This window comes from Tsuneonella deserti, assembly GCF_014644315.1.
In the GTDB taxonomy this organism is placed as follows: Bacteria; Pseudomonadota; Alphaproteobacteria; order Sphingomonadales; family Sphingomonadaceae; genus Tsuneonella; species Tsuneonella deserti.
Window position 1 is genome coordinate 2,471,141 of sequence record NZ_BMKL01000001.1, and the last position, 25,342, is coordinate 2,496,482.

General features: G+C 64.4%; 26 protein-coding genes. 10 read left to right on the forward strand and 16 right to left on the reverse strand.

Annotated elements, in window-relative coordinates; genetic code table 11:
• Positions 1-7: 7 nt before the first annotated feature.
• From IEW58_RS12170 to IEW58_RS12195, 6 genes are read right to left on the reverse strand one after another with little or no spacing between them, the layout of a single operon-like run.
• Complete coding sequence (locus IEW58_RS12170) at positions 8-292, reverse strand: DUF167 domain-containing protein (protein WP_188645360.1); 285 nt, start codon at positions 290-292, stop codon at positions 8-10.
• Entirely contained in the window at positions 273-854 is a 582-nt protein-coding gene (locus IEW58_RS12175; protein ID WP_188645361.1) for a gamma carbonic anhydrase family protein, read from the reverse strand. Before IEW58_RS12175 ends, IEW58_RS12170 begins: the two co-directional genes overlap by 20 nt.
• On the reverse strand, positions 851-1,396 hold the full coding sequence (locus IEW58_RS12180; RefSeq protein WP_188645362.1) for a GNAT family N-acetyltransferase: 546 nt from the start codon (positions 1,394-1,396) through the stop codon (positions 851-853). Before IEW58_RS12180 ends, IEW58_RS12175 begins: the two co-directional genes overlap by 4 nt.
• Positions 1,393-1,944 carry a GNAT family N-acetyltransferase gene (locus IEW58_RS12185; protein ID WP_188645363.1) on the reverse strand — a complete coding sequence of 184 codons (552 nt, stop codon included), beginning with the start codon at positions 1,942-1,944 and terminating at the stop codon, positions 1,393-1,395. The genes IEW58_RS12180 and IEW58_RS12185 overlap by 4 nt, the downstream gene beginning before the upstream one ends.
• Positions 1,941-2,936: a porphobilinogen synthase gene (hemB, locus tag IEW58_RS12190; protein WP_188645364.1), complete on the reverse strand. Its 996-nt coding sequence runs from the start codon at positions 2,934-2,936 to the stop codon at positions 1,941-1,943. The genes IEW58_RS12185 and hemB overlap by 4 nt, the downstream gene beginning before the upstream one ends.
• 45 nt (positions 2,937-2,981) lie before the next feature.
• Positions 2,982-4,595, reverse strand: a complete 1,614-nt coding sequence (locus IEW58_RS12195; protein WP_229658573.1) for a M23 family metallopeptidase — start codon at positions 4,593-4,595, stop codon at positions 2,982-2,984.
• 143 nt (positions 4,596-4,738) lie between these two features.
• On the opposite strand from IEW58_RS12195, the gene IEW58_RS12200 reads away from it, so the two are divergent.
• From IEW58_RS12200 to IEW58_RS12225, 6 genes are all read left to right on the forward strand, one after another.
• Positions 4,739-7,258, forward strand: a complete 2,520-nt coding sequence (locus IEW58_RS12200; RefSeq protein ID WP_373284778.1) for a helicase-related protein — start codon at positions 4,739-4,741, stop codon at positions 7,256-7,258.
• Positions 7,259-7,271: 13 nt separating this feature from the next.
• Complete coding sequence (locus IEW58_RS12205) at positions 7,272-7,583, forward strand: RNA-binding S4 domain-containing protein (RefSeq protein WP_188645365.1); 312 nt, start codon at positions 7,272-7,274, stop codon at positions 7,581-7,583.
• Positions 7,580-7,918, forward strand: coding sequence for a ferredoxin FdxA (gene fdxA, locus IEW58_RS12210; RefSeq protein ID WP_188645366.1), 339 nt, complete (start codon positions 7,580-7,582; stop codon positions 7,916-7,918). Before IEW58_RS12205 ends, fdxA begins: the two co-directional genes overlap by 4 nt.
• A 279-nt stretch (positions 7,919-8,197) precedes the next feature.
• Complete coding sequence (locus tag IEW58_RS12215; RefSeq protein WP_188645367.1) at positions 8,198-8,731, forward strand: CarD family transcriptional regulator; 534 nt, start codon at positions 8,198-8,200, stop codon at positions 8,729-8,731.
• 218 nt (positions 8,732-8,949) lie between these two features.
• Positions 8,950-9,753: a head GIN domain-containing protein gene (locus IEW58_RS12220; RefSeq protein WP_188645368.1), complete on the forward strand. Its 804-nt coding sequence runs from the start codon at positions 8,950-8,952 to the stop codon at positions 9,751-9,753.
• 55 nt (positions 9,754-9,808) lie between these two features.
• Positions 9,809-10,141 (forward strand): hypothetical protein, encoded by a 333-nt coding sequence (locus IEW58_RS12225; protein WP_188645369.1) that lies wholly within the window; start codon positions 9,809-9,811, stop codon positions 10,139-10,141.
• Here the strand turns inward: IEW58_RS12225 and IEW58_RS12230 are convergent.
• A complete protein-coding gene (locus IEW58_RS12230) occupies positions 10,138-11,079 on the reverse strand; it encodes an L-threonylcarbamoyladenylate synthase (protein ID WP_188645370.1) in 942 nt (313 codons plus the stop codon). The two genes, IEW58_RS12225 and IEW58_RS12230, sit on opposite strands and share 4 nt — an antisense overlap.
• Positions 11,080-11,128: 49 nt before the next feature.
• Between IEW58_RS12230 and IEW58_RS12235 the strand changes: the two genes are divergently transcribed.
• Together IEW58_RS12235 and IEW58_RS12240 are read left to right on the forward strand one after the other, a co-directional pair.
• Positions 11,129-12,865 carry an acyl-CoA dehydrogenase family protein gene (locus IEW58_RS12235; RefSeq protein ID WP_229658574.1) on the forward strand — a complete coding sequence of 579 codons (1,737 nt, stop codon included), beginning with the start codon at positions 11,129-11,131 and terminating at the stop codon, positions 12,863-12,865.
• On the forward strand, positions 12,862-13,707 hold the full coding sequence (locus IEW58_RS12240; protein WP_188645371.1) for an ATP-binding protein: 846 nt from the start codon (positions 12,862-12,864) through the stop codon (positions 13,705-13,707). The genes IEW58_RS12235 and IEW58_RS12240 overlap by 4 nt, the downstream gene beginning before the upstream one ends.
• Here the strand turns inward: IEW58_RS12240 and IEW58_RS12245 are convergent.
• Positions 13,683-15,143, reverse strand: coding sequence for a PQQ-dependent sugar dehydrogenase (locus IEW58_RS12245; RefSeq protein WP_188645372.1), 1,461 nt, complete (start codon positions 15,141-15,143; stop codon positions 13,683-13,685). The two genes, IEW58_RS12240 and IEW58_RS12245, sit on opposite strands and share 25 nt — an antisense overlap.
• Positions 15,144-15,205: 62 nt before the next feature.
• Here IEW58_RS12245 and msrC point away from each other — a divergent pair, with 62 nt between their 5' ends.
• The gene (msrC, locus tag IEW58_RS12250; protein ID WP_188645373.1) at positions 15,206-15,688 is read left to right on the forward strand and encodes a free L-methionine (R)-S-oxide reductase MsrC; all 483 of its coding nucleotides are present in this window, start codon (positions 15,206-15,208) and stop codon (positions 15,686-15,688) included.
• 107 nt (positions 15,689-15,795) lie between these two features.
• Positions 15,796-16,668, forward strand: coding sequence for a YMGG-like glycine zipper-containing protein (locus IEW58_RS12255; protein WP_188645374.1), 873 nt, complete (start codon positions 15,796-15,798; stop codon positions 16,666-16,668).
• On the opposite strand, the gene IEW58_RS12260 is transcribed toward IEW58_RS12255, so the two are convergent.
• The 8 genes from IEW58_RS12260 to mnmG form a co-directional block, all read right to left on the reverse strand.
• Entirely contained in the window at positions 16,655-19,120 is a 2,466-nt protein-coding gene (locus IEW58_RS12260) for a fimbria/pilus outer membrane usher protein (RefSeq protein ID WP_188645375.1), read from the reverse strand. The two genes, IEW58_RS12255 and IEW58_RS12260, sit on opposite strands and share 14 nt — an antisense overlap.
• Positions 19,092-19,838 (reverse strand): fimbrial biogenesis chaperone, encoded by a 747-nt coding sequence (locus IEW58_RS12265; RefSeq protein ID WP_188645376.1) that lies wholly within the window; start codon positions 19,836-19,838, stop codon positions 19,092-19,094. The genes IEW58_RS12260 and IEW58_RS12265 overlap by 29 nt, the downstream gene beginning before the upstream one ends.
• A gap of 27 nt (positions 19,839-19,865) precedes the next feature.
• On the reverse strand, positions 19,866-20,339 hold the full coding sequence (locus IEW58_RS12270) for a Csu type fimbrial protein (RefSeq protein ID WP_188645377.1): 474 nt from the start codon (positions 20,337-20,339) through the stop codon (positions 19,866-19,868).
• Positions 20,340-20,520: 181 nt separating this feature from the next.
• Positions 20,521-20,943, reverse strand: a complete 423-nt coding sequence (locus IEW58_RS12275) for a Csu type fimbrial protein (protein WP_188645378.1) — start codon at positions 20,941-20,943, stop codon at positions 20,521-20,523.
• A 184-nt stretch (positions 20,944-21,127) separates the two neighbouring features.
• Positions 21,128-22,096, reverse strand: coding sequence for a ParB/RepB/Spo0J family partition protein (locus IEW58_RS12280; protein WP_188645379.1), 969 nt, complete (start codon positions 22,094-22,096; stop codon positions 21,128-21,130).
• On the reverse strand, positions 22,093-22,869 hold the full coding sequence (locus IEW58_RS12285) for a ParA family protein (RefSeq protein WP_188645380.1): 777 nt from the start codon (positions 22,867-22,869) through the stop codon (positions 22,093-22,095). The genes IEW58_RS12280 and IEW58_RS12285 overlap by 4 nt, the downstream gene beginning before the upstream one ends.
• Entirely contained in the window at positions 22,866-23,495 is a 630-nt protein-coding gene (gene rsmG, locus IEW58_RS12290; RefSeq protein ID WP_188645381.1) for a 16S rRNA (guanine(527)-N(7))-methyltransferase RsmG, read from the reverse strand. Before rsmG ends, IEW58_RS12285 begins: the two co-directional genes overlap by 4 nt.
• Positions 23,492-25,330 carry a tRNA uridine-5-carboxymethylaminomethyl(34) synthesis enzyme MnmG gene (gene mnmG / locus IEW58_RS12295; RefSeq protein WP_188645382.1) on the reverse strand — a complete coding sequence of 613 codons (1,839 nt, stop codon included), beginning with the start codon at positions 25,328-25,330 and terminating at the stop codon, positions 23,492-23,494. The genes rsmG and mnmG overlap by 4 nt, the downstream gene beginning before the upstream one ends.
• Between the last annotated feature and the right edge of the window lie 12 nt (positions 25,331-25,342).

A 25,342-nucleotide genomic window follows, 5' to 3' on the forward strand; every position in this document is an offset into this window, starting at 1 on the left:
CGGAGCGCTAGGGCGGCGGAATCTGGACCAGTTTCTCGCGCGAAGTTGCGCCGCGCAACAGCGTGAGGCCCGACGGCGCCACTCCGAGCGCGTCGGCGAGCAGGCGCATGACCGCCTCGTTCGCCGCCCCGTCCGCAGGCTTCGCCCGGACCTTGACCGCCAGCTTGCCCGCGCCAATCGCCATATTCTCGCTTCGCGCCCCGGGCGTGACGTGAAGCGCCAGCCGGCCCGCCGGGTCGGCCAGCGCGCGAATGTCGCTGGCCGGCGGAAATTCAGTCCTGGGCCGCGCCATCGATCGCGGCGCGATGCGCGCGGGCGTTTTCGACGTAATGCGCCACGCCCATGCGCATCCCCGCCACGGCCATTTCGTCGAGATCGCGCATCTTGCGCGCCGGGCGGCCTCCCCACAGCTCGCGCGCGGCCATCACCTTGCCCTCGGTCAGCATCGCCCCGGCGGCGAGCATCGCATCGGAGCCGATCACCGCCTTGTTCATCGCGATCGCGCCGAGGCCGACGAAGCCGCGATCCTCGATGACGCATCCGTGCAGCATGACCATGTGGCCCACGAGCACGTCGTCCCCGATCAGCAGCGGCGAGCCCTCGGGATCGCCCGGACGCGCGGGATCGCAGTGGAGCACACTGCCGTCCTGGATGTTGGCCCGCTCGCCAACGACGATGCGGCTGACATCGGCGCGCAGCACGCAGTTGTACCAGACGGAACTGTCGGCCCCGATCGTCACGTCGCCGATGATGGTGCAGCCCGGCGCGATAAATGCGCTGTCATGGATCTGCGGGGTCTTGCCGTGGATCGAGACGATCCGCACGCCCGGGCGGCCGGGAAGCGTTGTGGTCATGCGCGGTTCTCCCAGGTCTGGCGATCGATCGTATAGACGATGTGATGGCGCGTCGGCGGTTCGAAACGCGGGTCGTCGTAATCGAGCTCCGGACCACGACGCATCCCGAGACGTTCCATCAGGCCCCAGCTCGCGGTGTTCTCGATGATCGTCAGTGCGACCACTTCGTCCGCACCGAAGGTGGTGAAGGCCGCGTCGAGCGAGGCGGTCGCGGCTTCCCTGGCATAGCCCTGTCCCCATGCATCCTGACGCAGCCGCCAGCCGACTTCGATCGCGCCGGTGACCGAGGAGCCCGGTGCGTCGGCGCGCTTGATCCCGCAAAAGCCGAGGATCTCGCCGTCCGTCTTGCGCTCGACCACCCAGAAGCAGAACCCGTTGGTCGCCGCGCAGCGTTCGACGCGCGCGCGGGTGGCGGCCATTCCCTCATCGTCGAGCACGCCGCCGAGCCAACGCATCACCTCGGGCGTGTTGGTGACGGCGAAGAAACGGGGCCAATCGTCGTCGCGCCATTCGCGCAGGACGAGGCGTTCTGTCTCGATCATCGGTCCATCTCCATCCAGTCCGCCCGCGCCAGCCGGTACACCGTGGTGGGGTTGTCCTGCGGCGGATAATCGTCATCGACGTAATCGAGGTCGCCGCGCCGCGCGAACCCGAGACGTCGCATCAGCGTGCTCGACGCAGCATTGGAATCGCTCGTCTGCCCCCAGACCTCGTCGTCGGCGAGGACGCGGAAAGCATGGTCGAGCACGGCACTGGCCGCTTCCCGCGCATACCCCCGGCCCCAGGCCGTGGCCGCCAGGGTCCAGCCGATCTCGCGCTTGCCCACGATCGGAGCGGGAGCCTTGGGGCCGATCGAACCGAGGCCGCAGCGGCCGACCGGCGCTCCCGTCTCGCGCAAGGTTACAGTCCAGAAGCCGATGCCGTGATCCGCGAAGGCGGCCATATCGCGGGCGTGGCGTTCCGCCAGCTGTTCCGGAGTGGCCACTCCGCCAAGGTGACGGGTAACCTCGGGAGTGTTGAGCGCCGCGAGCCGGAACGCCAGGTCTTCCTGCGCCGGCGGGCGCAGCACCAGGCGCGCGGTTTCGATCATGCTCCCAGAAGCCGCGCCGCGTGGGCCGCGTGATATGTCAGGACACCGGAGCAGCCAGCGCGGCGAAACGCCAGGAGCGTTTCGAGAACCAGCGCGTCGCGGTCTCCGGCTCCGGCCGCCGCGGCAGCCTCGATCATCGCGTACTCACCGCTCACCTGGTAGGCGAACACCGGCACTTCGAACCGCTCCTTCACCCGGCGCACGATGTCGAGGTAAGGGAGGCCCGGCTTGACCATCACGCTGTCGGCCCCTTCGGCGAGGTCGAGCGCGACTTCGCGCAAGGCTTCCTCGGCATTGCCCGGGTCCATCTGGTACGATTTCTTGTCACCCTTGAGCAGCCCGCCCGAACCGACCGCGTCGCGGAACGGACCATAGAAGGCGCTGGCGTACTTGGCCGCGTAAGACATGATCTGCACGTTGGCGTGGCCGCCCATCTCCAGCGCCATGCGGATCGCGCGCACCCGGCCGTCCATCATGTCGGACGGGGCGATGATGTCGGCGCCCGCCTCGGCCTGGTTCATCGCCTGGTCGACCAGCACCGCCACGGTATCGTCGTTGGTTACATAACCCTGGCGGTCTATCAGCCCGTCCTGGCCGTGGCTGGTGTAGGGATCGAGCGCAACGTCGGTCAGCACCCCGATGTCGCTTCCGCACGCGTCCTTGATCGCACGGATCGCGCGGCACATCAGGTTATCGGGATTGAGCGCCTCGGCCCCTTCGTCGCTGCGGCGTTCGGCCTGGGTGTTCGGGAACAATGCGACGCATGGAATGCCCAGATCGAGCGCTTCATTCGCACGTTTCACGATGCCGTCGATCGACCAGCGCGACACGCCGGGCAGGCTGGCGATCGGCTCCTCCACCCCCGATCCCTCGGTCACGAACAGCGGCCAGATAAGGTTGGCCGGGGCGAGCACGGTCTCGCGGTGAAGCGCCCGGCTCCAGGCGCTGGCACGGGTTCGGCGAAGGCGGAGGTTGGGGTAGGAAGCGGTCATCGGCGGCGGTGTTGCCGCAATCCGCCTCGCGGCGCAATCGGCCCGCTAGCGCGGATCGATCCGGTCGATCTCGCGCGCCGGCCCGGCCGCTCGCTCCTCTTGCGGCGAGGGTACGATATCAGCCAGCGCGGCACCGACCGGCACGGTCTTGAGCTGCGCAAGCACGCCCCGGAAGCGGGCCAGGTTCTCGCCCGCGAGAAGCGCTCGCGTGACGAACGCGACGCTGGCGGGGTTGATCGCCTGCCCGTTGCGGTACATCTCGTAATGCAGGTGCGGGCCGGTCGAGAGGCCGGTCGAGCCGACGTAACCGATGACCTGGCCGCGCCTTACGTTTTGACCAGCGGAAACCGCCATCCGGCTCATGTGGCAGTAGCGCGTCGCGATCCCTCCCGCATGGTTCAGCTTGACCGCATTGCCGCAGCCGCCCGCGCGACCGGCCGATGTGACATAGCCATCGGTTACCGCGACGATCGGCTGGCCATAGGCGGCATGAAAATCCATTCCCGCGTGCCGGCGCAGATAGCCCAGGATTGGATGCCGCCGCATGCCGAAGCTCGAGGTAATTCGTCCCGGCACCGGCTGCAGCAAGCCGGCGCGCTGCTCTCCGACGCCGGAGGCTTCGAAGAACTGCCCGCTGGTTCCCCAACGCATCAGTTGCGCGCGCGGCTTTCCGCCCCGCTCGATGCCGGCGTAGAGCAGGTCGCCCGCCTTGCGCTCGCCCGTCGCGGCGCGGCGATAGGAAACGATCATGTCGAAAGTGTCGGTCGGCCTGACGCCATCTTCCAGATCGACCTGGCTGCCGAGTTCGCGGAGGTACTGCTGCACGGCGCTTGCCGGCGCACCGGCCGCGCGCATCGAGCGGTAGAGGCTGATTCCCGCCAGGCCGCGAATGCGCAGCGGGGTGGAATCCACCCGGATCGGCTTGCGTTCCAGAACCAGCCCACTGCCCTGCCGCTCGACCTCGAGCGCGAGGTCGAAGCGTGCCCGGAACGATAGCGAATCGAGCGGGCGCGGCGCATCGGCGGCGGGCCTGCGCCCCAGTGTGATGTCGACCTGCGTGCCGGGCGCGATCTGGCCAAGCGGTACGGTCTGGGCGACCATCGCCTCGATCCGGGCCGCATCGCCCTCGCCGATCCCCGCACGTTGGAGCATCCGGCCGAAGCTGTCGCCCTGGGCTAGCGTCGCAGTAAGCGAGATCGTCGGCCTTTCCGGCGCAGCTCTCAAGGGCACGACGGCGCGGGTCGCGCCCATGTGACGACCACTGTCGGCCCCCAGCGCGAGCGGCATGATCATCTGGCTGCGAAATTCGTCGCGCACCTCATCGTCGACCCGTGTCGCGGGCGCGGCTTCGAGCGGCGCGAACCCCGGCCAGAAGGCCAGGCTGACCGCCGATAGTCCCACGAAAGTGCCCAGGCCGCGAAACCAGCGGCGGCTTCCGATCGCATGGGCCAGGTCAGGGGCGAGATCCACGCCGGCCAGCCGCTCTTCCGCTTGCCAGCGCCAGGCATCCCATTTCTCGACCAGAGTGCGGACCAGGTCGGCGGCTTTCGGCTTGCTGGTGCATTCGATCGGCACGTGAGTCAGCGCGGCGGCGCTCCAGCCCGGCGCGCCGTTGGCGGGACCCTGTCCCGATGCCTCGATTTCGCGCGGCTTGAACAAACGCGCCCTCCAAATTGCCTGCCAGCGGAATCCCTGCCGCTGTCGCGCGCTTTTCCTGCCCGAACGAAGTTAACGACGGCCTAATTTCAGCTACTTGGGATAACGGCACCACGCGGTTGAAGCCGGCCGCGCGCGGTGCCACATTGCGATGCGTGACCATCAAGGCGGTCCTCGGACCAACGAATACGGGCAAGACCCACCTCGCCATCGAGCGGATGTGCGGCCATTCTTCGGGAGCGATCGGCTTCCCGCTGAGGCTTCTTGCCCGCGAGGTGTACGACCGGGTTGTCGCGCTCAAGGGCGAGAAGTCGGTTGCGCTGATCACCGGCGAAGAGCGGATCGAGCCCAAGGGAGCGCGCTACTTCTGCTGCACGGTCGAGGCGATGCCGAGGCTAGGCGGCGGACCGGAGGGCCCCCTCGCCTTCGTTGCACTCGACGAGGCGCAACTCGCCGGCGATCGCGAGCGAGGACACATTTTCACCGACAGGTTTCTCAATACCCGTGGGCGCGAGGAGACGATGCTGCTGGGCTCCTCGACCTTGGAGCCGATGGTCCGTTCGCTTCTTCCCAAGGCGGAGATCGTAACCCGACCACGATTCTCCACGCTCACCTTTGCGGGCGCGCGCAAGCTCTCGCGTCTGCCGCCGAGGAGCGCGATTGTCGCCTTCTCCACCGAGCAGGTATATGCGGTAGCCGAGATGCTGCGCCGGTTCCGCGGCGGCGCGGCGGTGGTCATGGGGGGCCTTTCCCCCGAGACGCGCAACAAGCAGGTGGCACTGTTCCAGTCGGGCGAGGTCGATTACATCGTCGCAACCGACGCGATCGGCATGGGGCTCAACCTCGACGTGGCTCACGTCGCATTTGCCGGCCTGACCAAGTTCGACGGGGTGCGCCAGCGCCGGCTGACCCCGGCGGAGATGGCGCAGATCGCAGGACGGGCGGGCCGGCATCAGAAGGACGGCAGCTTCGGCACGCTTTCGGGCACGGGCGGCACGAGTCCCGAATTCACCGACGAGGAAGTCTATGCCATCGAGGAGCACCGCTTCGCCCCGTTGGCTGCGCTCTATTGGCGCGAGCCGGAGCCGCGCTTCGAAAGCCTCGCCACCCTGATTGCCGATCTCGAAGCGCATCCTCGGCAGGAGGGCCTGGTCCGCGCGCCGGAGGCGGTTGATCTGGCCGTTCTCAAGCGCCTTGCCGGCGAGCCGCTGGCGCGCGACGTCAGGACGCCGGGAGCTGTCCGGCGATTTTGGGAAGCGTGCAGCTTGCCCGACTTCCGACAGAGCGGGGCTGACACCCATGCACGGTTCGTCGCCCGGCTGTGGCAGGATCTGCGCGACGGACACCTGGGCGCGGACTACGTTGCAGCGCGGATTGCCGAACTCGACCGGCCGCAGGGGGACATCGATACTTTGCAGGGGCGGATCGCCGCCATCAGATCGTGGGCCTACATTTCCCAACGGCCGGACTGGGTGCTGGCGCGTGACGAAATGGCCGCTCGTGCCCGCGCCGTCGAGGCACGTCTCTCGGACGCGCTGCACGCGCGTCTGACCGAACGCTTCGTCAATCGGAGGACGACCATCCTGATGAAGAGCCTTGGCGCCGACGCGGCACTGCTGCCGGTGACCCTGTCGGATGATGGCAGGGTAATGGTGGAGGACGAGCCGATCGGCCATCTGGAAGGCTTTCGCTTCGTGGTCGACCCGCTCGCCAGCCATAGCGACCGGCGAATGCTGCTCGCCGCCGCGGAGAAAGCACTTCCCGCCCTTCTCGGTGAACGCGCGAGATCGCTGGCAGACAATTTCGCGGTGGAATTGTCGGGCGGCATCATCCGCTGGCAGGGTACGGATCTCGCGCGCCTCGAACCGGGCGTGTCGGCGGTCAGTCCCAGGCTGGTTCCGGCTCGGGAGCTGAGTGCAATACCTGAAGGCGGCCGCCGTGCGGTCATTTGTGCGACCGAAGCCTGGCTTGCCGAGCAGTTGGCTCCCCTGGCTCCGCTCGCCAGGCTCGAAGCCGCCACCCGCGATCCTGCTGCCGGCAGCCAGGCTCGTGCGCTTCTTCTGAATCTCGTTGCGGGGCACGGCGTGATTATGCGCGAAGACGCGGGCATCGAGCACCTCCCGCGCGAGCTGCGCCCGTTCCTGCGCCGCCTTGGCGTCACGTTTGGCGCGCTCGACGTTTTCGCTCCCGCTTTGCTCAAGCCGGCTGCCCGACGCGCCCTGCACGAGGCCGGGATCGACCGTCGCCCGTTGGCTCCAACCATGCCGCCCGTCCTCCCTTCCGCGAGGGTGCTCCCCGCGGGATATCGCAGGGCGGGCACGCAGGCGGTGCGGGTCGACGTTGCCGAGAAGCTCATACGGGCGGCGCACGATGCACGGGAAAGCGGCGCCGGCAACTCCGCCGGACGGGCGCGCGCCCGCCAGTTTGCGCTCGATCCTGCTTTGGCGGTTTCGACCGGACTCAGACGCGACAACTGGGTGCGTTTGCTCGGCACCGCGGGCTTCAAGGTGCAGCGGGCACGCACCCTGCCCGACAATGCCGCCGGGCCCCCCGCGCCCGACCGCTGGAGCTGGCGGCCATCGCGCAGGATCGCGCCCAACCGGCCCCAATCGCCCGCTCGCGAAGGTTCTGCCTTCGCCGCGTTAGCTGGTCTGATGCAGTCCTGACGGGGCGGCACAGGTGAGAATCGACAAGCTTCTGTGGCAGCTGCGGTTCACCCGGACACGCAGTCTGGCCCAGTCCCTGGTCGCCGGGGGCCACGTGCGCCGCAACGGAGCGCGGGTGCTCCGGGTCAGCCAGGATGTGGTCGAAGGCGACCGGCTGACTTTGCCGCTGCCTGCCGGTGTCCGCGTGATCGAAGTGGTAGCGATGCCGACGCGTCGCGGTCCGTCGGCGGAGGCCCAGGCCTGTTACCGCACGCTTGACCCGCACGGAATTCCCGCCATAGCACCGGGCGAACCGCAATCGCAGGCAAGGGGCCAGCAGCAATGACCTACGTCGTCACCGACGCGTGCATCAAGTGCAAGTACACCGACTGCGTCGAGGTCTGCCCGGTCGATTGCTTCTACGAAGGCGAAACGATGCTGGTCATCAATCCGTCCGAGTGCATCGACTGTGGCGTGTGCGAGCCCGAGTGCCCGGCGGAGGCCATCCTCCCCGATACCGAGAGCGGTCTCGAGCAGTGGCTCGAGCTGAACGCGAAGTTCTCGGCCGAGTGGCCCAATATCACCCAGAAGAAGGATCCGCCGGAAGACGCGGACGAGCACAAGGGTGAAGAGGGCAAGTATGACAAGTTTTTCACGCCCGAGCCTGGCGAGGGCGACTGAGTCGCGCGCTCAGGAGGCCTCCGGGCGCCTTCCCTGTTCGGCTATCGCCCGACAAGACTGGCTATGTCCGCTGCAGCATTCTTCTCACCCCCGCGGGGTGGAAATTTTGTTGCGAGCGTGTTATATAATCCATCAATCCCGTTGGTGAGCGATTCCCGACGGCGAAGAGAACAGCAAAGGGCGCCCACAACCCTGCGAAAAGACAGGCTATTCGACCGGCGAGGTCCGGTGGACAGCCCGATTCTTTTTCGCCGGGGATCGCCCGCGAAAGGATCTTTGATGGCTAGCCAGGCCCCTGCTTTCGATGTCGGTGATTACGTTGTTTATCCCAAGCACGGTGTGGGCCGTGTGGTCGAGCTTCAGAGCGAAGAAATCGCGGGCATGCAGCTCGAGTTGTACGTTCTCCGCTTCGAAAAGGAACGGATGACCCTCCGCGTCCCGGTCAACAAGGTTGAATCGATCGGCATGCGCAAGCTTTCGAGCGACAAGACCCTCAAGGAAGCGATGGAGACCCTGAAGGGCAAGCCCAAGGTCAAGCGCACGATGTGGAGCCGCCGCGCCCAGGAATACGAAGCGAAGATCAACTCGGGCGATCTTGTGTCGATCGCGGAAGTGACCCGTGACCTTTTCCGCCCCGAGGATCAGCCCGAACAGTCCTATTCGGAACGGCAGATCTTCGAAGCGGCTTCCAGCCGCCTTGCACGCGAGCTCGCGGCTATGGAGAAAACCGACGAGCCTGCCGCCCTTGGCAAGATCCTCTCGGTCCTGCGCGAGCATGCGCCGAAGTATTACGAGACCGCGGACGAGGCCTGAGCTTTTTCGCCGCACTGAGATCTTAAGGCGCCCTTCCCTCCGGAAGGGCGCCTTTTTCGTTAGGTTCCGGCCACGCTCGCCGCCCGGATCGACGAGCGACATCGTGCAGCCGATCAACCGCGTCAAAAGCCGTGATATCGGCAAGGTCCAGCGTTGCCCGCGTCCGTGCACTGTATTATAACAGCAATACGGATAAAACATCGATTGAGGTTTTTGCCATGCTCCAGAAGATCTTGAAGGGTGTCGTGCCTGTGCTGGCGTTCGCCCTGGCCGCCGGGGTTTCCGGATGCGACGGCCACATCTCCATCAACGGAAAGGACGGCGTGCCGCTGTCCGAACTTGATCTTGACGGAAAGGCGCCCACCAGTCTTGTGCTCGCCGGGCCCGACACGGTCATCGTCAGCAAAGGCGAAAAGCTCACGATAGAGGTAGGGGGCGATGCCGACGCGGCGGAGGCACTTCGTTTCACCCTTGATGACGAAACGCTCGGGATCATGCGCCAGAGCGGCTGGAAGGGCGACGGCAAGGCGACCGTGCGCGTTACCATGCCGAACCTTGAAAGGCTGACATTGGCCGGGTCGGGCACGGTTCAGGCTGATCGCATCACCGGCGATGCCGAGACCGTCGTTGCCGGCAGCGGCTCGGTCCAACTCGCTGGGGTCGATGCGAAGAAGCTGGAAGTGACCATAGCGGGCTCGGGCTCGCTCGCCGCCGCCGGGCGCGCCCAATCGCTCGAATTGAGCATCGCCGGTTCGGGCTCGGCCGACATGGCAGGGCTCAAGGTTGATGGGGCGGAAGTCACCATCGCCGGTTCAGGCGACGCCAGCTTCGCCTCCGACGGTACCGTCGAGGCGACGGTTATGGGTTCAGGCGATGTGACGGTGACCGGCAAAGCCAAATGCACGATCAAGTCGATGGGTTCAGGGAAGTTGAACTGCCACAGCGGAGCGCGTCCCTCGGACGGACCACCCGCGGCGCCTGCCGCTCCCACGGCCCCCGAGGCACCACCGACGCCTGAATAAATTCATCGCTCCGCAACGACAGTAGCCCTAAGACCGCGCAACGAAAGGAAACTCGATGCGCGGTCTTTCAATTGTGCTGCTCGCGTCAGCGTCGTTCGCGCTATCCGGCTGCCTGGCAAAGACTGCCTTCGACGTCGCGACTGCCCCGGTACGGGCCGCTTCCAAGGCCGTTGATCTGGCGACAACCAGCCAATCGGAGGCCGACGAAAAGCGAGGTCGTGAGATTCGCAAGCGCGAAGAGCGGCTGGGCGAGCTCCAGCGCGAGCGTGAAAAAAATGAGAAAGCTTGCCTGTCCGGCAGTTCGCAGGCGTGCGACCGGCTTTCCGCCATCAATGCTGAAATCCGCATCCTGCTGCCGCAGGTTCCGGTCGAGCCTGACGACGATTAGGCTGCCGCACGGCGCAAGCGATCGTTGATCGCGGCCCCTATTCCCTCATCCGGGACTGGCGCGACCGCGACCCGCGCAAACGGCGACAGGGCGGCCGCGTGCAGGCATGCATAGAGATGCGCGGCCGCTTCGGCGGTGTCAGCACGCGGCGAGAGATTGCAGTGACCGGAAAGACCGCCGAAGCCGATGAAGAACTCGTCGTCCTGTGCGGTCAGCGCGCCAAGCCGCACCGGCTTTCCGGGTGAGTAATGCTGCGGCAACTGACCAGGAGCCTCGATCATCGCGCTGGTGACTGGGCGCGGCTTGCCCAGCGCTGACTGCAATTCGAGCTCCGTCACCGGCCCGGCCCGCAATAGCTGCCAACCATCCTCTCTAAGCGCCACGATAGTCGATTCGAGTCCCCGTGCGCACGGTCCACCATCGAGAACGGCGGCGATGCGCTGGTCCAGCGTCCCCAGTACGTGGTCCGCGGTGGTGGGGCTGACCGCACCGCTGCGGTTCGCCGAAGGTGCTGCGAGTGGCAACGCGCTGAGCTCGAGAAGCTTCCGCATGATCGGGTGCGCCGGGCAACGCAGCGCGATGGTGGACAACCCTGCCGTCACCGCAGCGGCGATGGCGGCTTCCGGACGCCGCGGCAGGACAAGAGTCAAAGGCCCGGGCCAGAACCGCTCCGCAAGCAGTCGCGCGCGCCCGTCGAAATCTGCCAAGCGCTCCGCCTGTGCCAGGTCCGGCACGTGGACAATCAATGGATTGAAATCCGGGCGGCCCTTGGCGCGATAGACTGCCGCGACAGCCTCGGCACTGTCCGCACGGGCAGCGAGACCGTAAACCGTCTCGGTCGGCACCGCGACCAATTCGCCCGCGACGAGCAATTGGGCAGCCCGCGCGAGCCCGGCGTCATCGGCTGTCAACCGCTCGGTCCTGTGCTTGTCGCTCATCGCGACCCGCTATAAGCGTGACCGCGGCCGACCCCAAGGAGAAGCGCACGTGTACCGACCCGCCACCGCCGACCAGTTGCTCGCTCTAGAGGTCTGCGCCGGGATCGGCGAACTTGCCCGCAGCGAAAGGTTCGCGGCCGCCGACGCGGAGATGGTCACCGCCATAGTCGAGGGGATCGGAGCGTTCTCGGCAGGCGAGTGGGCGCCGCTCAACCGCATCGGTGATCTGGAGGGGGCACGGCTGGAAAACGGCGTCGTCCGCCTACCGGAAGGCTTCGCAGAAGCTTACGCCCATTACGTCGATCAGGGTTGGAACGCGATTGCCGCCCCTGCCGAATGGGGCGGACAGGGATTGCCCTTCGCGCTTGGATGCAACGTGCTGGAAAACCTCGGCAGTGCAAACTTCGCCTTCAACCTTCTGCCCATGCTGACCACTGGCGCCATCGACGCGCTCGAGCAGCACGGGTCGGAGGCCCAGAGGGCGCTCTACCTGCCGAAGATGATCAGCGGCGAGTGGTCGGGCACGATGAACCTGACCGAGCCGCAAGCGGGCAGTGACCTGGGGGCGCTGCGGTCCGCGGCCACTCCGATCGAAAGCGGCGACCATGCGGGCAAATACCGCATCTCCGGCACGAAAATCTTCATCACCTGGGGCGATCACGAACTCGCGGAGAACATCGTTCATCTGGTCCTCGCGCGTCTGCCCGATTCTCCGGAAGGGAGCAGGGGGATTTCGCTGTTCGTGGTGCCGAAGTACCTGGTCAATGCCGATGGGTCAGTCGGCCCGCGCAACGATCTCCGCTGCGTCAGCGTGGAGCACAAGCTGGGCATACATGCGTCTCCCACCTGCGTGATGAGTTACGGAGACAACGGCGAATGCATCGGGGAACTGGTCGGCGCTCCGAACCGCGGATTGATGGCGATGTTCACGATGATGAACAACGCCCGTATCAATGTTGGCAATCAGGGCGTGCAGATTGGCGAGCGGGCTACCCAGGCCGCGCTGGCCTACGCGCGGGATCGGATTCAGTCGGTGCGCGCAGGTTCACCCGACAGGAAACCGGTAGCGATAATCGAGCACCCCGACGTGCGCCGGATGCTGGTTCGAATGAAGGCGCTGACCGAAGGCGCGCGAGCGCTGCTCTACTACACGGCGGGGCAGGTGGACCGAGGCACCCTTGGTGATACAGAAGCGGCGGCGCGTGGGGAATGCCTGGTGCCAATGCTGAAGGCGTGGGGGACGGACATCGGAGTCGAAGTCGCCAGCCTTGGCGTGCAGGTCCACGGCGGAATGGGTTTCATCGAGGAAACCGGCGCGGCGCAACATTACCGGGATGCCCGGATCGCCCCGATCTACGAGGGCACCAACGGGATCCAGGCAGCGGACCTCGTCACCCGCAAGCTCGGACTGGAAGATGGCGCGTCGCTCGACGCGTTGCTGGGCGACATCAGCCGCGACGCGGGCGAGGAAACGGGGCTGGTCCGGCTGGCAGAGGAATGCCGTTCGATCGCGGATTGGATGCGCGGTGAAGCGACCCTTGACGATCGGCTGGCAGGAAGCGTCCCGTTTACAACCATGTGCGCCGTAGCAGTCGCGGGGTGGCAGCTTCTCCGTCAACGCAGAGCGATCGAGCAAGGCACTTCGCCATCCCTCGCCGCGTCCAAACAGGTGAGCGTCCGATATTTCCTCGATCACATCGTGTCCGAGACCATGGGGCTGGCCGCGGGTGCGCGCGGGGGATCGACGTTGCTCTATGAGCTCTCCAATGAGGCGCTCTGCGCATGAAAGATCCGCTCGAGCGGATTGCGGCCGCCCTTGAGCGGATCGCGCCCGCCGAGAACGATCCTGCAGACTGGAATTCCGCGCCAGCCTATGTTTGGGACGGGGCCCGGCCTCGGGCCATCGCGCGCATCGCCGCGCCGCCTTTTCAACTTCTGTTCGGGATCGACCGGCAAAAACACCTTGTGAGCGAGAACGTCGCTCGTCTCGCGCGCGGTGCGGCGGCACACGACATGCTCCTTTGGGGCGCACGCGGGATGGGAAAGAGCGCGCTGGTTCGTTCCGCAACTATCGCCGCGCAAGCCGATGCCTCGGGCGCATTGGCGTTGGTCCAGGTCGTCCCCGACGCGCTGACCATGCTGCCGGCATTATTTTCGCAGCTCGGCGCATGTGGGCGCAGCTTCCTCGTCTATCTCGACGACCTTGGCTTCGCTGAGGGGGACACGGTGGGTCCTCGGCATCTGCGCGGCTGGCTGGAAGGCGGCGTGGACGCACGGCCTGCCAACGTCCGTCTGGCGGTCACCAGCAACCGTCGGGCGATCGTCCCGCGCCACGGGTCGGAACAGGACGATCCGCTCAATCCGCGTGACGCGCTGGATGATCTTCAGGCACTGGCCGACAGGTTCGGCCTTTCGATCGGCTTTCACGCCGCCGGACAGGACGATTACCTCGCCATGGTACGCGGCTATGCTCAAAGCCTCGGGCTGGATTGGGACGAGGCCGAAGCGCTCGAATGGGCGAAGCGCCGCGGCGCGCGTTCCGGCCGGACGGCCTGGCAGTTCATTACCGAACTTGCCGGCCGGGCGGGATTACGTATCGAGGGTTACTCGTTCGTCTCGCGCACGTAATCCTCATCGAACGTCGCCTTCTGCCCGCGCAGCTCTCGCTGCGGCGGCATGCGATTGCCGCCGAGGCGCTGGATTGCAGGGGCTGGAGCCGCCCCGGGAGCAGTGACCCGCCAGATGATGCCTGACGTATCATCGCTTACCAGCAGGGCACCATCGCGGGCAAAGGCGACCCAGGTGGGGCGGCCGCGGGTGGTCTTGCCGTCCTTGGAAAGGAAGCCGGTCAGGATCGGGACCAGTTTCCCGGTCGGATTTCCACGCGCATCGAACGGAACGTAGACGACGTCGTAGCCGGACTTGGGAAAACGGTTCCAGGAGCCATGCCGAGCGATCACTGCCCCCGATGAGAATTGAGATCCAAGCGTGCTGCCGTTGCCGGCGAAGGCGAGGCCCAGAGCCGCAACGTGCGGCCCGAGCGCATATTCCGGCAGACGGATATAGCTCGGATTGAAGCCCGCGGGCTGGAACGCGTCGACCCGTTCGTCAAAGTTGTGGCGCCACCAAACCCAGGGCCAGCCGTAATCGGCACCGATCGGAACATTGGTGAGGTAATCGGGGACGAGGTCGGAACCCAGCATGTCCCGCTCGTTGACCGTTGTCCAAAGTTCGCCACTCCAGGGGCTGAACGCCAACCCGTTGGGGTTGCGCATTCCGCGCGCGAAAAGGCGCTGGCGTTTGGTATCGAGGTTATAGTTCCAGATCGCGGCACGGCCTTCTTCAGCTTCAATGCCGTTCTCGGCGATATTGGACGCCGACCCGACTGCGATGTAGAGGTCCCTCCCTTCGGGAGAAATCACCAGGTTGCGCATCCAGTGATTGCCGCCCGGCGGCAAGTCCATCAGCTTGACCGGCTTGCCACTGAGCTGCGTGGATCCGAGGGCGTAGGGAAACGCCAAGACTGCGTCATGGTTGGCGACGTAAAGCGTGCCATCTGCCCAGGCCATTCCCGACGGGGAGGCCAGTGCCGGGTTTGCCAGGAGCGCCACCTGCTCGGCCCTGCCATCGCCATCCACGTCGCGGAGCAGCGCGATCTTGTTGGCTGACGGTCCGCCCGCGCCGGCTTTGCGGAAAAGAAACTTCTCGACCAAACCGGTGATACCACCCGATACTTTTGCAGGCGGCCGGTTGGTCAGCGCGACCAGCACGTCTCCGTTCGGAAGGACCGCCATCGTCCGCGGATGATCGAGCCCATCGGCAAAACGCGTGACGGCCAGGCCTTTCGCCGCGATGGGCGCTTCGCCCGCTTTCCAGCCCACCGGCTCGGCAATCCCGACTGTCGGAAAGCTTTCCGCTCTCGGATCGGTCAGCCGCGGATCGGTTCCGGTCACAGCGCCGATCGGCACTTGCGCCTTATCCGGGGTGGCGAGGTAGGCGACGACGCCGATGATCACGAGAACAACGACGAGGACGACTGCGAGGGTTTTGCGGCCAGTGCTCATGGCGAGTTGTTAAGGCGCTGTGCGGCTTGCGGCAACGCAAGGCTGCGCTACAGGCGGTTACGATGTACGATTTTCGCGCCGATCCAGCCTCATCCAAACCGGAAATCTACCGGCAGCTCTGCGATGCAGCACTCGCCCTTACCGAGGGAGAACGCGATGGTATCGCCAACATGGCGAATGTAGCCGCACTCCTTTGGGAATATTTGCCCGATCTGAACTGGGCGGGATTCTACCGGGCAATGGGCGATGAGCTTGTCCTGGGTCCCTTCGCCGGCCGCCCGGCCTGCATTCGCATTCCGTTCGGTCAAGGCGTGTGTGGTGCAGCGGCGGCAAGTGGACAGACCCAGTTGGTCGCCGATGTGAACGCCTTTCCCGGTCACATCGCGTGCGATGCCGCTAGCCGATCGGAGCTCGTCGTACCGGTAATGAAGAATGGCGAAGTGCTCGCCGTGATCGACCTCGATAGCCCCACGCCCGCCCGCTTCGATGCCGAAGACGCGGCGGGGATCGAGCGGTTGGCCGGCGCGCTGGCGTCCCGGCTGTAACCGACCCGTTTCGGGACGCGTCCCGCCAGCCCGCTTTGGCCTATGCACAGGACGATGCTAAATTTTTCGTTAACGCGCGGGGAGTCGCGCACATAACGGGGAATGTCATGCGCGTGTCAGCCTGCGATCTGTCTTTTTCTTGCTGCGCCGCTGCAGTCGCCCTCGCATCCGCCACTCCGGTTTTCGCGCAGGACTACGAATACGCGCAGCCTCTTCCGGAAGCTGACATTACATTCCGCAGCGACCCCGTGGTCCAGGCATTGCCGGGTACTCCGGCACCGTCCAGCGATTATTATGTCGAGGAGCCGGCCGCGACAGCGTTGCCGTCCCTGCCCCCGCCAATGACGAGGCGGCCGGATATTCATCCGGTGGCCTATCCGCCTGTCCATCCCGGAGCTTACGCGCCGCGAGTGGATTACCAACCGTACCCGCATCCGGACCAGGGATATCGAGGACCTGCGTTTTTCGACCGGGATGCCTGGATCGGCGATTGCCATGACCGGATTCGCGGCGTTCCTCGCCGGGAACGGGCGGGCGTGATCGGCGCGCTGCTTGGGGCGGTCTTCGGCGGAGTGATCGGCAATCGGGCCTGGGATTCGGAACGACTCGGCGGAACTCTGCTGGGGGCCGGTGTGGGCGGGGTCGCCGGCGCCGCTATCGGCAGCGCAGTGGAAGCTGCGGGCGATCGGCGCCGCGAAGACGAATGCGCCATGTATCTGGATCGTTACATGTCGGGTGCATACTCGACCGCTGGATATCCGCCGTATTACGGGTACGGCTATCCCGGCCATGCTTATGGCTACGGCGGAGGCTACGCATTGGTGCCTGTTCTGGTTGCCATTCCCCAGCGACAGGTCGTCCGAGAAACGGTGACAGAGGAATGGGTCAAAGAGCCGGTCCGAACCCGCACTATCCACCGTTCTCGCTCCGTCCCATCGCCGCGTCCGGACAAGCGGATAAAGATGATCAAGGGGCGCTGACCGCCAGCGTGGCGCGCTGGCGACGATCCCGCGATTTCTTAGTGCTCAGCTCCGGCCCGTCCTCGATCTGCTGGGCGACAGTCATCGGTTCGCAGCGAAGTGGTGGCTGGCCTTCCTGGTCAAGAGAAGCGCTGCCGAGCGAAACGAGGCAGGCCTGTCCAGGGTGACCGACCATCAGGCGACTATCCTGGGAACCCGCGTTGATTTCGGCGAACCCGTCAAAGCCTACGATCGTAGTTTCTCCTGACGGCAAGGAGCGGACCGGCAGCCCCGCCGGTAGGGGCCGCCCCGCCAAGTCCACGAGCTGGCGAAGCACGGGACGAAAGCGCAGGGTGTCGATCTCCACCAGCGCGACCGCGCGGCGAGGAACGCGAATAAAGTGGGTCGTTTCACGGACGAGTGCGTCGGCGGGCAGCTTGTCAGCCTTTACGTCGATCTTGATCGTCGCCTGCGCCGGGATGTTCTGCACCAGCAACAGGCCCTTGTCGTCGGTGACCCCAACTTCCTGATTTTCCCGGGTGATCGGGATTCCGCCCACGCGACCCGTGCGAACGAGTGCGTAACTCCCACCGCTCTGGTTGCGCGCGAAGACAGATCCGCCGGCGATAAGCAGCGTTCCACGAGCGTTGCCGCGCGCTGCGAACACGCCATTGACCTCTTCGAGCTGTCCGTCGAGCAGGATACGCCGCTCGCGCCAGGTCAGACCACCGCTCAGCCGCTGGTTACCACCGGATGCGGTGGCGGAAGCGCGGTAGCCGATATCCCCGTCTTGCTGCGCATCATGGGCATAAGTTGCAGAGCCGGAGAGACGCCCATCGTCGTAACTCGCGTAGGCTCCAGCGTTGGTTCTCCCACCCAGACTGATGGAGAGCCCCAAGGCGCCCGACACGGCAGAACCACTCGCGCCACGGCGAACACCCGCCCCGGCGAAGAAAGTCGCGCGAGACGACAATCGAGCGCGGAGGTTGGCGTTGAGCACCTCGCTGGATCGGTCGGCCAAGGCTGTAGGCCTGATGCCGCGATATTCGTGGCGCGCGTAGGATAGCTGGAAATTGGTGTCGCCGCTGAAACGATAGAAGAATTGCCCTGCGAACTCGCGCGGAGGTGCTTCGTCTCCCAACCGGGTGGCGACGTCGCGGTAACTCACACTGGGCAACGTCGCGCGGATGCTGCCGCCCAGCCTGCTGCCGTACGATTCCAGTCCGAGATGCAGCAGTGTGCCACTACCCGCTGCCGAATCGCTGCTCACGCGCGCCTCGACCGTTGCCAGCGCAGCCTCCGCAATCACGAAGTCGCCACGTGCACCGGCATTGGCCGTACCGCGTGTCCACTCTGCGCTGCCCTCGACGGTCAAACGCGGCGAAAGCCCCCGCCTGACATAGGCGGTGGCCGCAAGCTGGCCGTAATCGTTGTTCTCATAGCCATATCGTCGTCGGACGAATCCCGCATTGACCGCATAACCGGTAGTGCGTGGAGCAAGCAGCCGGTCCGACACGTAGAACCGGGCGGTCTGAACAACCTCACGGCCGAGCGCGTCGCGCAAAATAACCGACGCCTCGCCGCGACCAGGCTGGGTCGGCACGTTGCGCACCGAGAAGTCGCCTGGCGCGACTTCTCCCAGCGAGTAGCGCTGATCGCCGGTGAGCACGTCGACCGTCGTGGGTACGGCCACGCTGCCCGAGAATCCAGGAAGCGGCACGGTCACCAGGTCGGGACGCAGATCGAAGTCCGAGGCGATCTGGATTCCCCCCATGCGAACCGCGCGCTGGCTTTGGCTGCCGGCACTGACGAAATCTCCGATGGAAGCCGCCATCCCACGATCGGGCATCGCGAACCTGGCCACCGTATCGAGGCGAAGCAGTCCCGGTGAGCCAACTTCCGGATCGGTGGTAGCGCGCGCAGTGCTGTCGAGCGCGAAGTTGCCATAGACGATGGTAGCGGAGACAAGCCCCCCTACGCTCGAGTTCCGTCGCGATACGGTTGCGGTCAGGTCGTAGTCGACGCGCAGAGCAAGCAGCGGGCGGCTCTCGCTCATAGTCTCGGCACGGCGGGCGAAGTCTTTCAGGTTTTCGCCGTCGTTGTTGCGGAAGAGCTCTACCTCGAGGCGCTGGCGCAACCCATCATAGTTCCACTTGTAGATTTTCAGCGCATCGAGCCGCACCTGCCCGCTCGCGCCTTCGGGCACCGGCAGGCCCGCGGCGCGTGCATCGTCGGCCTCGACGGTCATGTCGCTACCGCTGCCGGCCACTGTGATCATCCGCGGGTACGCCTGGCCATCTACTGTAATTTCGGACAGCCGTGGTCCGTCGTCCGGACGGACGCTCTGAGCCGTCAGACCCTTGGGTAGTTCGAACGGATCGCTCTGCGCCGCCAGCGGCGTGCCGGCTACCGCAGCAGCAGCTGCGAGAAACGCAAAAGAAGGCCTAGCTGCAAGTCGAGCGAGGCTGGGCATCGACCGTCCGGCCGTCGACCGAGGCGGTGACGGTCACCGGCCCCAGCGAACAGGCATTCTCCACTGGCCAGGCGATGGTCGAGTTTCCGAGGACATAGCGCAGCGAATTGCGCTCGATCGGCACCGCGGTGCCGCTCGCTGTCTTCACTTCAAGCTGCATGATCCGCGCTGTCGCGCCACCGGTGTTCGTAAGCTCGATGCCGTCACCGCCGATTCGCCACTCGAACTGGGCGGGAACGGCTTTGGAGCGATCGAGGAACATCGGTACGGTAAAGCGAATGCGCGCTTCGGCGGCACCCGAACGGGCAGCCGCTGGATCGGGCAACTGATCGACGATCAGCCGGTATCGTTTCTCCCCTGGCGAGGCAGCACCGTTGCGCAACACGCGCACGATCTGGGTCTCTCCAGGAGGAATGGAGGCAATGGACGGAGAAATGGTCAGGTCCGAACTCGGTACGTAAACGTCTTCTCCGGACGCCTGGGACCAGGCGAAGAGACGTGACTGAACAGGCAGCGGACGAGACGAAGTATTCGTAAGCATGACAGTCGCGCCGCGCGCGGCATCGTCGATTTCGATGCGTAGCGGGCTGATGGCGAGACCCGCGCCGAACTCCGATGGAGTGGCCGGCGCGGGGCTCGTCGCGACGATCCCGAAGAGCAACGATCCGCCCACCGCCAGTGCGGCCTTGGCGCGCATCGATTTGGTGAAGCGGATCATGGATTTACCTCTTGCGGGAACCGTGGATCAGTAAGAAACCGTGACGGTAACGGTGTCCTTGTAGTCACCTGCGGCGACCGCGGTCTGGACAGGAATGCGCCCGTAAAGCGTTGCGGCCTTTTCAGTGCCATCGCCCACGCCGGTGGTGCCCACGGTCGGGGTCCAGGCGGTCGTACGGCTGGCGTCCGAATAGACGTCGTACTTGACGAGGGCCGTAGACGTCGCCGACGCCAGCTGGCGCTGGGTTCCCGACGCATTCGCGCCGTAGCTCACAAACACCGAGTAGGGTGCCAGCGGCGTGCACTTCACGGTGGTGGCCGAGCTCGTCTCGATCGCTACGGCGAACGAATTGGTCGTGCCGAAATCAAGCGGCTGCGCGGTCACGCTGCACGAAGAGCTGACGTTGAGCGAAACCTGGACAGTGCCAGTAGCGGTACCCGCAAGCGCAGGCGTGGAGGCGAAAGCAGCGACAGCCACGATGCCCAGAGCAATCTTACGCATTATATATTCCCCTAACAGTCCGGCTAATGAGCCGAAGCGCCGTATAGGTAGAACTGCTTGCCAATTCGCTAATCCTCACCGCGAGGTTCATCTCGTTATCCGGTAAAATACCTAGGCTTTCGTAGTTAAGGTCGAGTAAACGCTGCGGCTTACTCCGCTGAGCATTGCAGCATCAACCGAATCAGAAATTGAGGGTGACGAGCAGCGTGTCGGAATAGTCGCCGGCAACGATCTTTCCGGTGTTCTGGACTCGGCCATAAAGGACGAATTCTACTGGCGCCCCGGTGCCCGAATTGCCGGCCACGTTCCGCGTCTTCCCCCGGCCCCATACATTGTTTCGCGGGCTGTCCCGGTAAACATCATATGAAACGTAGCTGCTGGTCAACGCACTGAACATGCGACGGTTAGCGCTGGCGCCATTCGCGTACAGGCCGGTATCGATATCAATGTCGAAATCGGTATTGGGTGTGCACTTGACGGTTATCGTCGTGGTGGCGTCGATCGGATTCGTACCGGTAATGCCGGTCGCATCAAAGGTGAGCGGACGGGTTTGAAGCGAACACCCAGTGGTTACCCGCACGCGGACGGGCAGGGTATTGGTCACTTGACCGGCCAGCGCTGCAGTCCCGGACACGCCAAGCGCGCCGGCTACAGCTATGCTGGTGATGTGGCGCAATGACCTCGTCACACACTCCCCCCGACGATCCAGGAGCGGTGATTAGCGGTTTTCCATTAGGGCAAGGTAAACGTGCGGGAAACAATGTCGCAGTGCTGATGCACTGTTACGCCTAGATGTCTCCGCCGGTAAGTCTTTGGCAAATAAGATCAAGTTGATCCAAAGTGCGATACTTGATCGTTACCGCGCCCGATCGCGGATCGGTGTCCGTCTTGATCTGGACGTTAAGGCCAAGGAACTCCTCAAGATGTCGCTGGACCGCGGCGATGTCGGCATCCTTTGCCGGATCGCGCGCGACCCGGGCGGGCCTGCGTACTGATTCGCCCTCACCACCCCGGCGTACGATCCTCTCGACGTCGCGAACCGAGAGGCCATCGCTCACGGCACGACGGGCGATCTCTTGAGCGGCCTCGTGGCCAATCAAAGCACGGGCGTGCCCCATCGAAAGCGCCCCGTTTTGCACCAGATCGAGCACTGCATCGGGTAATTGCAGCAAGCGCTGGATATTCGCCACGTGGCTCCGTGATTTGTCGACCAGGCGGGCGATTTCGCCTTGGGTCATCCCTTCATCTTCGGACAGGCGCTGGTAGGCTCGCGCTTCTTCGACCGGATTGAGGTCCTCGCGCTGGAGGTTTTCGATCAGCGCAAGTGCCATAACCTCCCGCTCGCCGAGTTGACGGACTAGCGCCGGAATTTCGTGGAGCTGCGCGCGCTGGGCTGCTCGCCAGCGCCGCTCGCCAGCCACGAGGCGGTAGCCTCCCCCGTCTGTTGGGGTAACAATGATCGGCTGGATAACACCGCGCTGGGCGATGGACTGAGCCAATTCCTCGAGAGCGGCGTCGTCGAATCGTTTTCGGGGTTGCCCTGGAAGGGGCTCGATCGCCGAAATCGGCAGCATCATAAGCCCCTCGCGCCTCACCTGCGCCGAATCGGTGCCGGAGGCGGCTTCTTCCACGACAAGCGGCTCTTCGCGTCGCGTCTCGCCCATCAAAGCACCCAGGCCGCGGCCAAGTTTCTTGCGGGTGTCGTTCTTCGGACGCTCCGGAAGCGAAAAGCGAATCGGGTCGGCCTGTTCGCTCATGCGGCTTTCCTCTGCTCGGGAAGGCGGCCGATCAATTCTCGGGCCAGTGCAATATAGGCGCGGCTTCCAGGGCAATTGTGATCATAAACAAGAGCCGGCAGGCCATGACTGGGGGCCTCCGAAAGCCGGACATTGCGGGGAATGACCGATTCGAACACGAGTGGGCCGAGGCAGGACCTCACGTCTTCGGCCACTTGATCGGTCAGGCGGTTCCTCCGATCGAACATCGTGAGCACAACCCCGATGATGCCCAGATCAGGGTTGAACCTCTGCTGCACCCTCTCCACCGTCTGAAGAAGCTGCGACAAGCCTTCCAGGGCAAAGAATTCACATTGGAGTGGCACGAGCAGTGTATCGGCCGCTCCCAGCGCATTGAGGGTCAACAGGCCGAGTGACGGAGGGCAGTCAATAAAGGCAATATCGTGACCCTTGTGGCCCCCTAGAACCTTGTTCAGCCGACCGGTCCGGTCCTCCACCGACACCAGCTCGATCTCGGCACCCGACAAGTCGACCGTCGCGGGTACGATATCGAGACCCGGAATGCCCGTCGGTTGAACGCATTCGGCAAGTGTGATGTCCTCTACGAGCAGATCATAACTCGAGCTACCGCGGTCTTCGCTCCCAACTCCCATCCCCGTAGACGCATTTCCTTGGGGGTCGAGGTCAATAAGCAAGGTTTTCCAACCAGTTGCAGCCATCGCGGTGGCGATGTTTATGGCGGTGGTCGTCTTGCCGACCCCTCCCTTCTGGTTAGCGATGGCAATAGTGATCATCCGCTGCTGTCTCCGGCGAACCTACCGACAATAATCCCCGATTCGGGGTCGGTCTGCGATTGTTCCACGTGGAACATATGTCGCTCTCTTTCTGAGAAGTCGGATAACTCTTGCTCCGCAGAACGTCCCTTCGGCAACAACCAAACGGTGTCGTTTGTGGAAAAGCGTCGGGCCAGCTTCAGCAGCTTCTCAAGCGGCGCAAACGCTCGAGCGGAAATAACATCGGCCGAGAAAGCCTCAACGTCTTCGACCCGCCTTCCCTCGACGCGACAATGTTTGAGCTCCAGCTCTGAAACTACGCACTCAAGCCATTCTACCCGCTTCCTTCGTGATTCAACGATTATAAGGTCTTGGCTTTCGCGTACCAATCCCACGACCACGCCAGGGAAACCCGCTCCGGTTCCGAGATCCAACCAAATGCCTGTTTCACGTGGAACGTGATCAAGGAGTTGCACGCTATCGGCGATGTGGCGCTGCCAAATCTGGTCGAGCGTAGCGCGAGCTACGAGATTTTGCCTCGAATTCTCGGCAATTAGCATTTCGACGAATCGCTCAAGACGTGTCAACGCTGCGCGACTACACCGCGCCGACACGAAATCGCGTGCTTCTTCCTCAGTGGTAATCACGTGAGAGCTTGCGCCCGGCGGACGTGGACCAGCAACGCAGCAATCGCCGCGGGTGTAATCCCGGGTACGCGTGCTGCGGCACCCAGGGTCTCTGGACGAGCGGCCGAAAGTCGACCGAGCATTTCATTCGAGAGGCCTGGGACGCTCGAAAAGGAGAAATCCGACGGAATGGCTACCGCACCGCTAGTGCGCAGATCGCGAAGCTCTGCCTCTTGTCGTGCGATATAGGGCGCATACCGCGCATCTTCCGCAAGTTCATGGCCCACTTCGTCTGCGAGAAAACCCCCGGGGAGGAGGCGTGCCAGCGCATCCGGAGACAAGCTATCGTGGGCCAGCCACTCTCGCAGCGGACGTGTTGCGCCCAGTTGCTTCCCGCTTCCTATATCGGCTCCCTTAACCGGCGAGTCCAATTTTGTGTCCCATTCGCTTCGTTTGTGCTCTCGCTCTTTAAACCACGCGAGCCTGGCTTCCGACACGCATCCCACCGAAATAGCCATCGGCGTGATGCGCGACGTTGCGTTGTTCGCTCGCAGACGGAGACGATATTCGGCGCGTGCCGTAAGCATGCGGTATGGCTCCGTCACGCCGTGGAGCGTCAGGTCGTCGATCATCACAGCTATGTAGGAATTGCCCCTATCAAGCCCAGGCGTGTCTCGTTCGAGCACCTTGCAAGCCGCACTCAATCCAGCCACGATTCCCTGAGCTGCAGCCTCCTCATACCCGGTCGTGCCATTGATCTGGCCAGCACAATATAGTCCCGGCATGGTTTTGACCTGCAAACCGCTGTCGAGCGCTCGAGGGTCGATATGATCGTATTCGACGGCGTAGCCAGGCACCGTGATCTCGGCCTGTTCTAGCCCCTCCATCGAGCGGACGAAGTCCAGCTGAACATCGGTCGGTAGCGAGGTACTGATGCCGTTCGGGTAAACGGCGCTGGTATCAAGGCCCTCGGGCTCGAGGAAAACCTGGTGGCCATCGCGATCGCCAAAGCGTTGGACCTTGTCCTCTATGGAGGGACAGTATCGCGGGCCTTGCCCCTCAATCGCCCCGCTGAACAACGGCGAGCGGCCAAGATTATTCCTTATGATATCGTGGGTGCGCCAGTTGGTGCGGGTGATCGCGCATCGAAGCTGGGGGTTCTTTCGGCGCTTTGTGAGCGGCGACATCGTCCAGCGTTCCTCGTCGGATGGCTGCTCGGCAAGCCGCGACCAGTCGATCGTTCGCCCGTCGATCCGAGGCGGTGTGCCAGTTTTGAGGCGTGCAATGGGAAGTCCTGCATCGCGCAACTGGCGGGCAAGGCGAACTGCGCCTTTCTCTCCTATCCTGCCCCCTACGAACGCTTCCTCTCCCCGAAAGAGTTTCCCGCCCAGAAATGTACCGGTGCACAAGATAACCGCGTGGCAGGAGATACCTTCACCATCCGCCAGCACCACACCGCTCACGCGGTTTTGATCGAACGTGAGTTCTGAGACTTCTCCCGCCAACACCGACAAGTCCCCTTGGCAACGCAGGGCAGCCTGCACCGCGGACTTGAATAGCGTTCGATCCGCCTGAACCCGCGGGCCCCACACCGCGCTCCCTTTCGATCGGTTGAGCATGCGATAATGTACGGCTGCAGCATCGGCCGCCTGGGCAATTATCCCATCAAAAGCGTCCACCTCGCGTACAAGGTGGCCCTTTCCAAGCCCGCCAATGGCCGGATTGCAGCTCATAGCTCCCACGGTGGCGGGGTCCAAGGTGACTAGGGCGACCTTGAGCCCCATTCGTGCCGCTATGGCAGCCGCTTCGACTCCGGCATGCCCTCCGCCCACCGCAATGATGTCGTAATGGTCCATTGGTTGGAAATA

Coding starts and splice junctions, on each gene's coding strand:
- IEW58_RS12170 (WP_188645360.1), bottom strand. CDS start 292: ATGGCGCGGCCCAGGACTGAATTTCCGCCGGCCAGCGACATTCGCGCG.
- IEW58_RS12175 (WP_188645361.1), bottom strand. CDS start 854: ATGACCACAACGCTTCCCGGCCGCCCGGGCGTGCGGATCGTCTCGATC.
- IEW58_RS12180 (WP_188645362.1), bottom strand. CDS start 1,396: ATGATCGAGACAGAACGCCTCGTCCTGCGCGAATGGCGCGACGACGAT.
- IEW58_RS12185 (WP_188645363.1), bottom strand. CDS start 1,944: ATGATCGAAACCGCGCGCCTGGTGCTGCGCCCGCCGGCGCAGGAAGAC.
- hemB (WP_188645364.1), bottom strand. CDS start 2,936: ATGACCGCTTCCTACCCCAACCTCCGCCTTCGCCGAACCCGTGCCAGC.
- fdxA (WP_188645366.1), top strand. CDS start 7,580: ATGACCTACGTCGTCACCGACGCGTGCATCAAGTGCAAGTACACCGAC.
- IEW58_RS12215 (WP_188645367.1), top strand. CDS start 8,198: ATGGCTAGCCAGGCCCCTGCTTTCGATGTCGGTGATTACGTTGTTTAT.
- IEW58_RS12220 (WP_188645368.1), top strand. CDS start 8,950: ATGCTCCAGAAGATCTTGAAGGGTGTCGTGCCTGTGCTGGCGTTCGCC.
- IEW58_RS12225 (WP_188645369.1), top strand. CDS start 9,809: ATGCGCGGTCTTTCAATTGTGCTGCTCGCGTCAGCGTCGTTCGCGCTA.
- IEW58_RS12230 (WP_188645370.1), bottom strand. CDS start 11,079: ATGAGCGACAAGCACAGGACCGAGCGGTTGACAGCCGATGACGCCGGG.
- IEW58_RS12240 (WP_188645371.1), top strand. CDS start 12,862: ATGAAAGATCCGCTCGAGCGGATTGCGGCCGCCCTTGAGCGGATCGCG.
- IEW58_RS12245 (WP_188645372.1), bottom strand. CDS start 15,143: ATGAGCACTGGCCGCAAAACCCTCGCAGTCGTCCTCGTCGTTGTTCTC.
- msrC (WP_188645373.1), top strand. CDS start 15,206: ATGTACGATTTTCGCGCCGATCCAGCCTCATCCAAACCGGAAATCTAC.
- IEW58_RS12255 (WP_188645374.1), top strand. CDS start 15,796: ATGCGCGTGTCAGCCTGCGATCTGTCTTTTTCTTGCTGCGCCGCTGCA.
- IEW58_RS12260 (WP_188645375.1), bottom strand. CDS start 19,120: ATGCCCAGCCTCGCTCGACTTGCAGCTAGGCCTTCTTTTGCGTTTCTC.
- IEW58_RS12265 (WP_188645376.1), bottom strand. CDS start 19,838: ATGATCCGCTTCACCAAATCGATGCGCGCCAAGGCCGCACTGGCGGTG.
- IEW58_RS12270 (WP_188645377.1), bottom strand. CDS start 20,339: ATGCGTAAGATTGCTCTGGGCATCGTGGCTGTCGCTGCTTTCGCCTCC.
- IEW58_RS12280 (WP_188645379.1), bottom strand. CDS start 22,096: ATGAGCGAACAGGCCGACCCGATTCGCTTTTCGCTTCCGGAGCGTCCG.
- IEW58_RS12285 (WP_188645380.1), bottom strand. CDS start 22,869: ATGATCACTATTGCCATCGCTAACCAGAAGGGAGGGGTCGGCAAGACG.
- mnmG (WP_188645382.1), bottom strand. CDS start 25,330: ATGGACCATTACGACATCATTGCGGTGGGCGGAGGGCATGCCGGAGTC.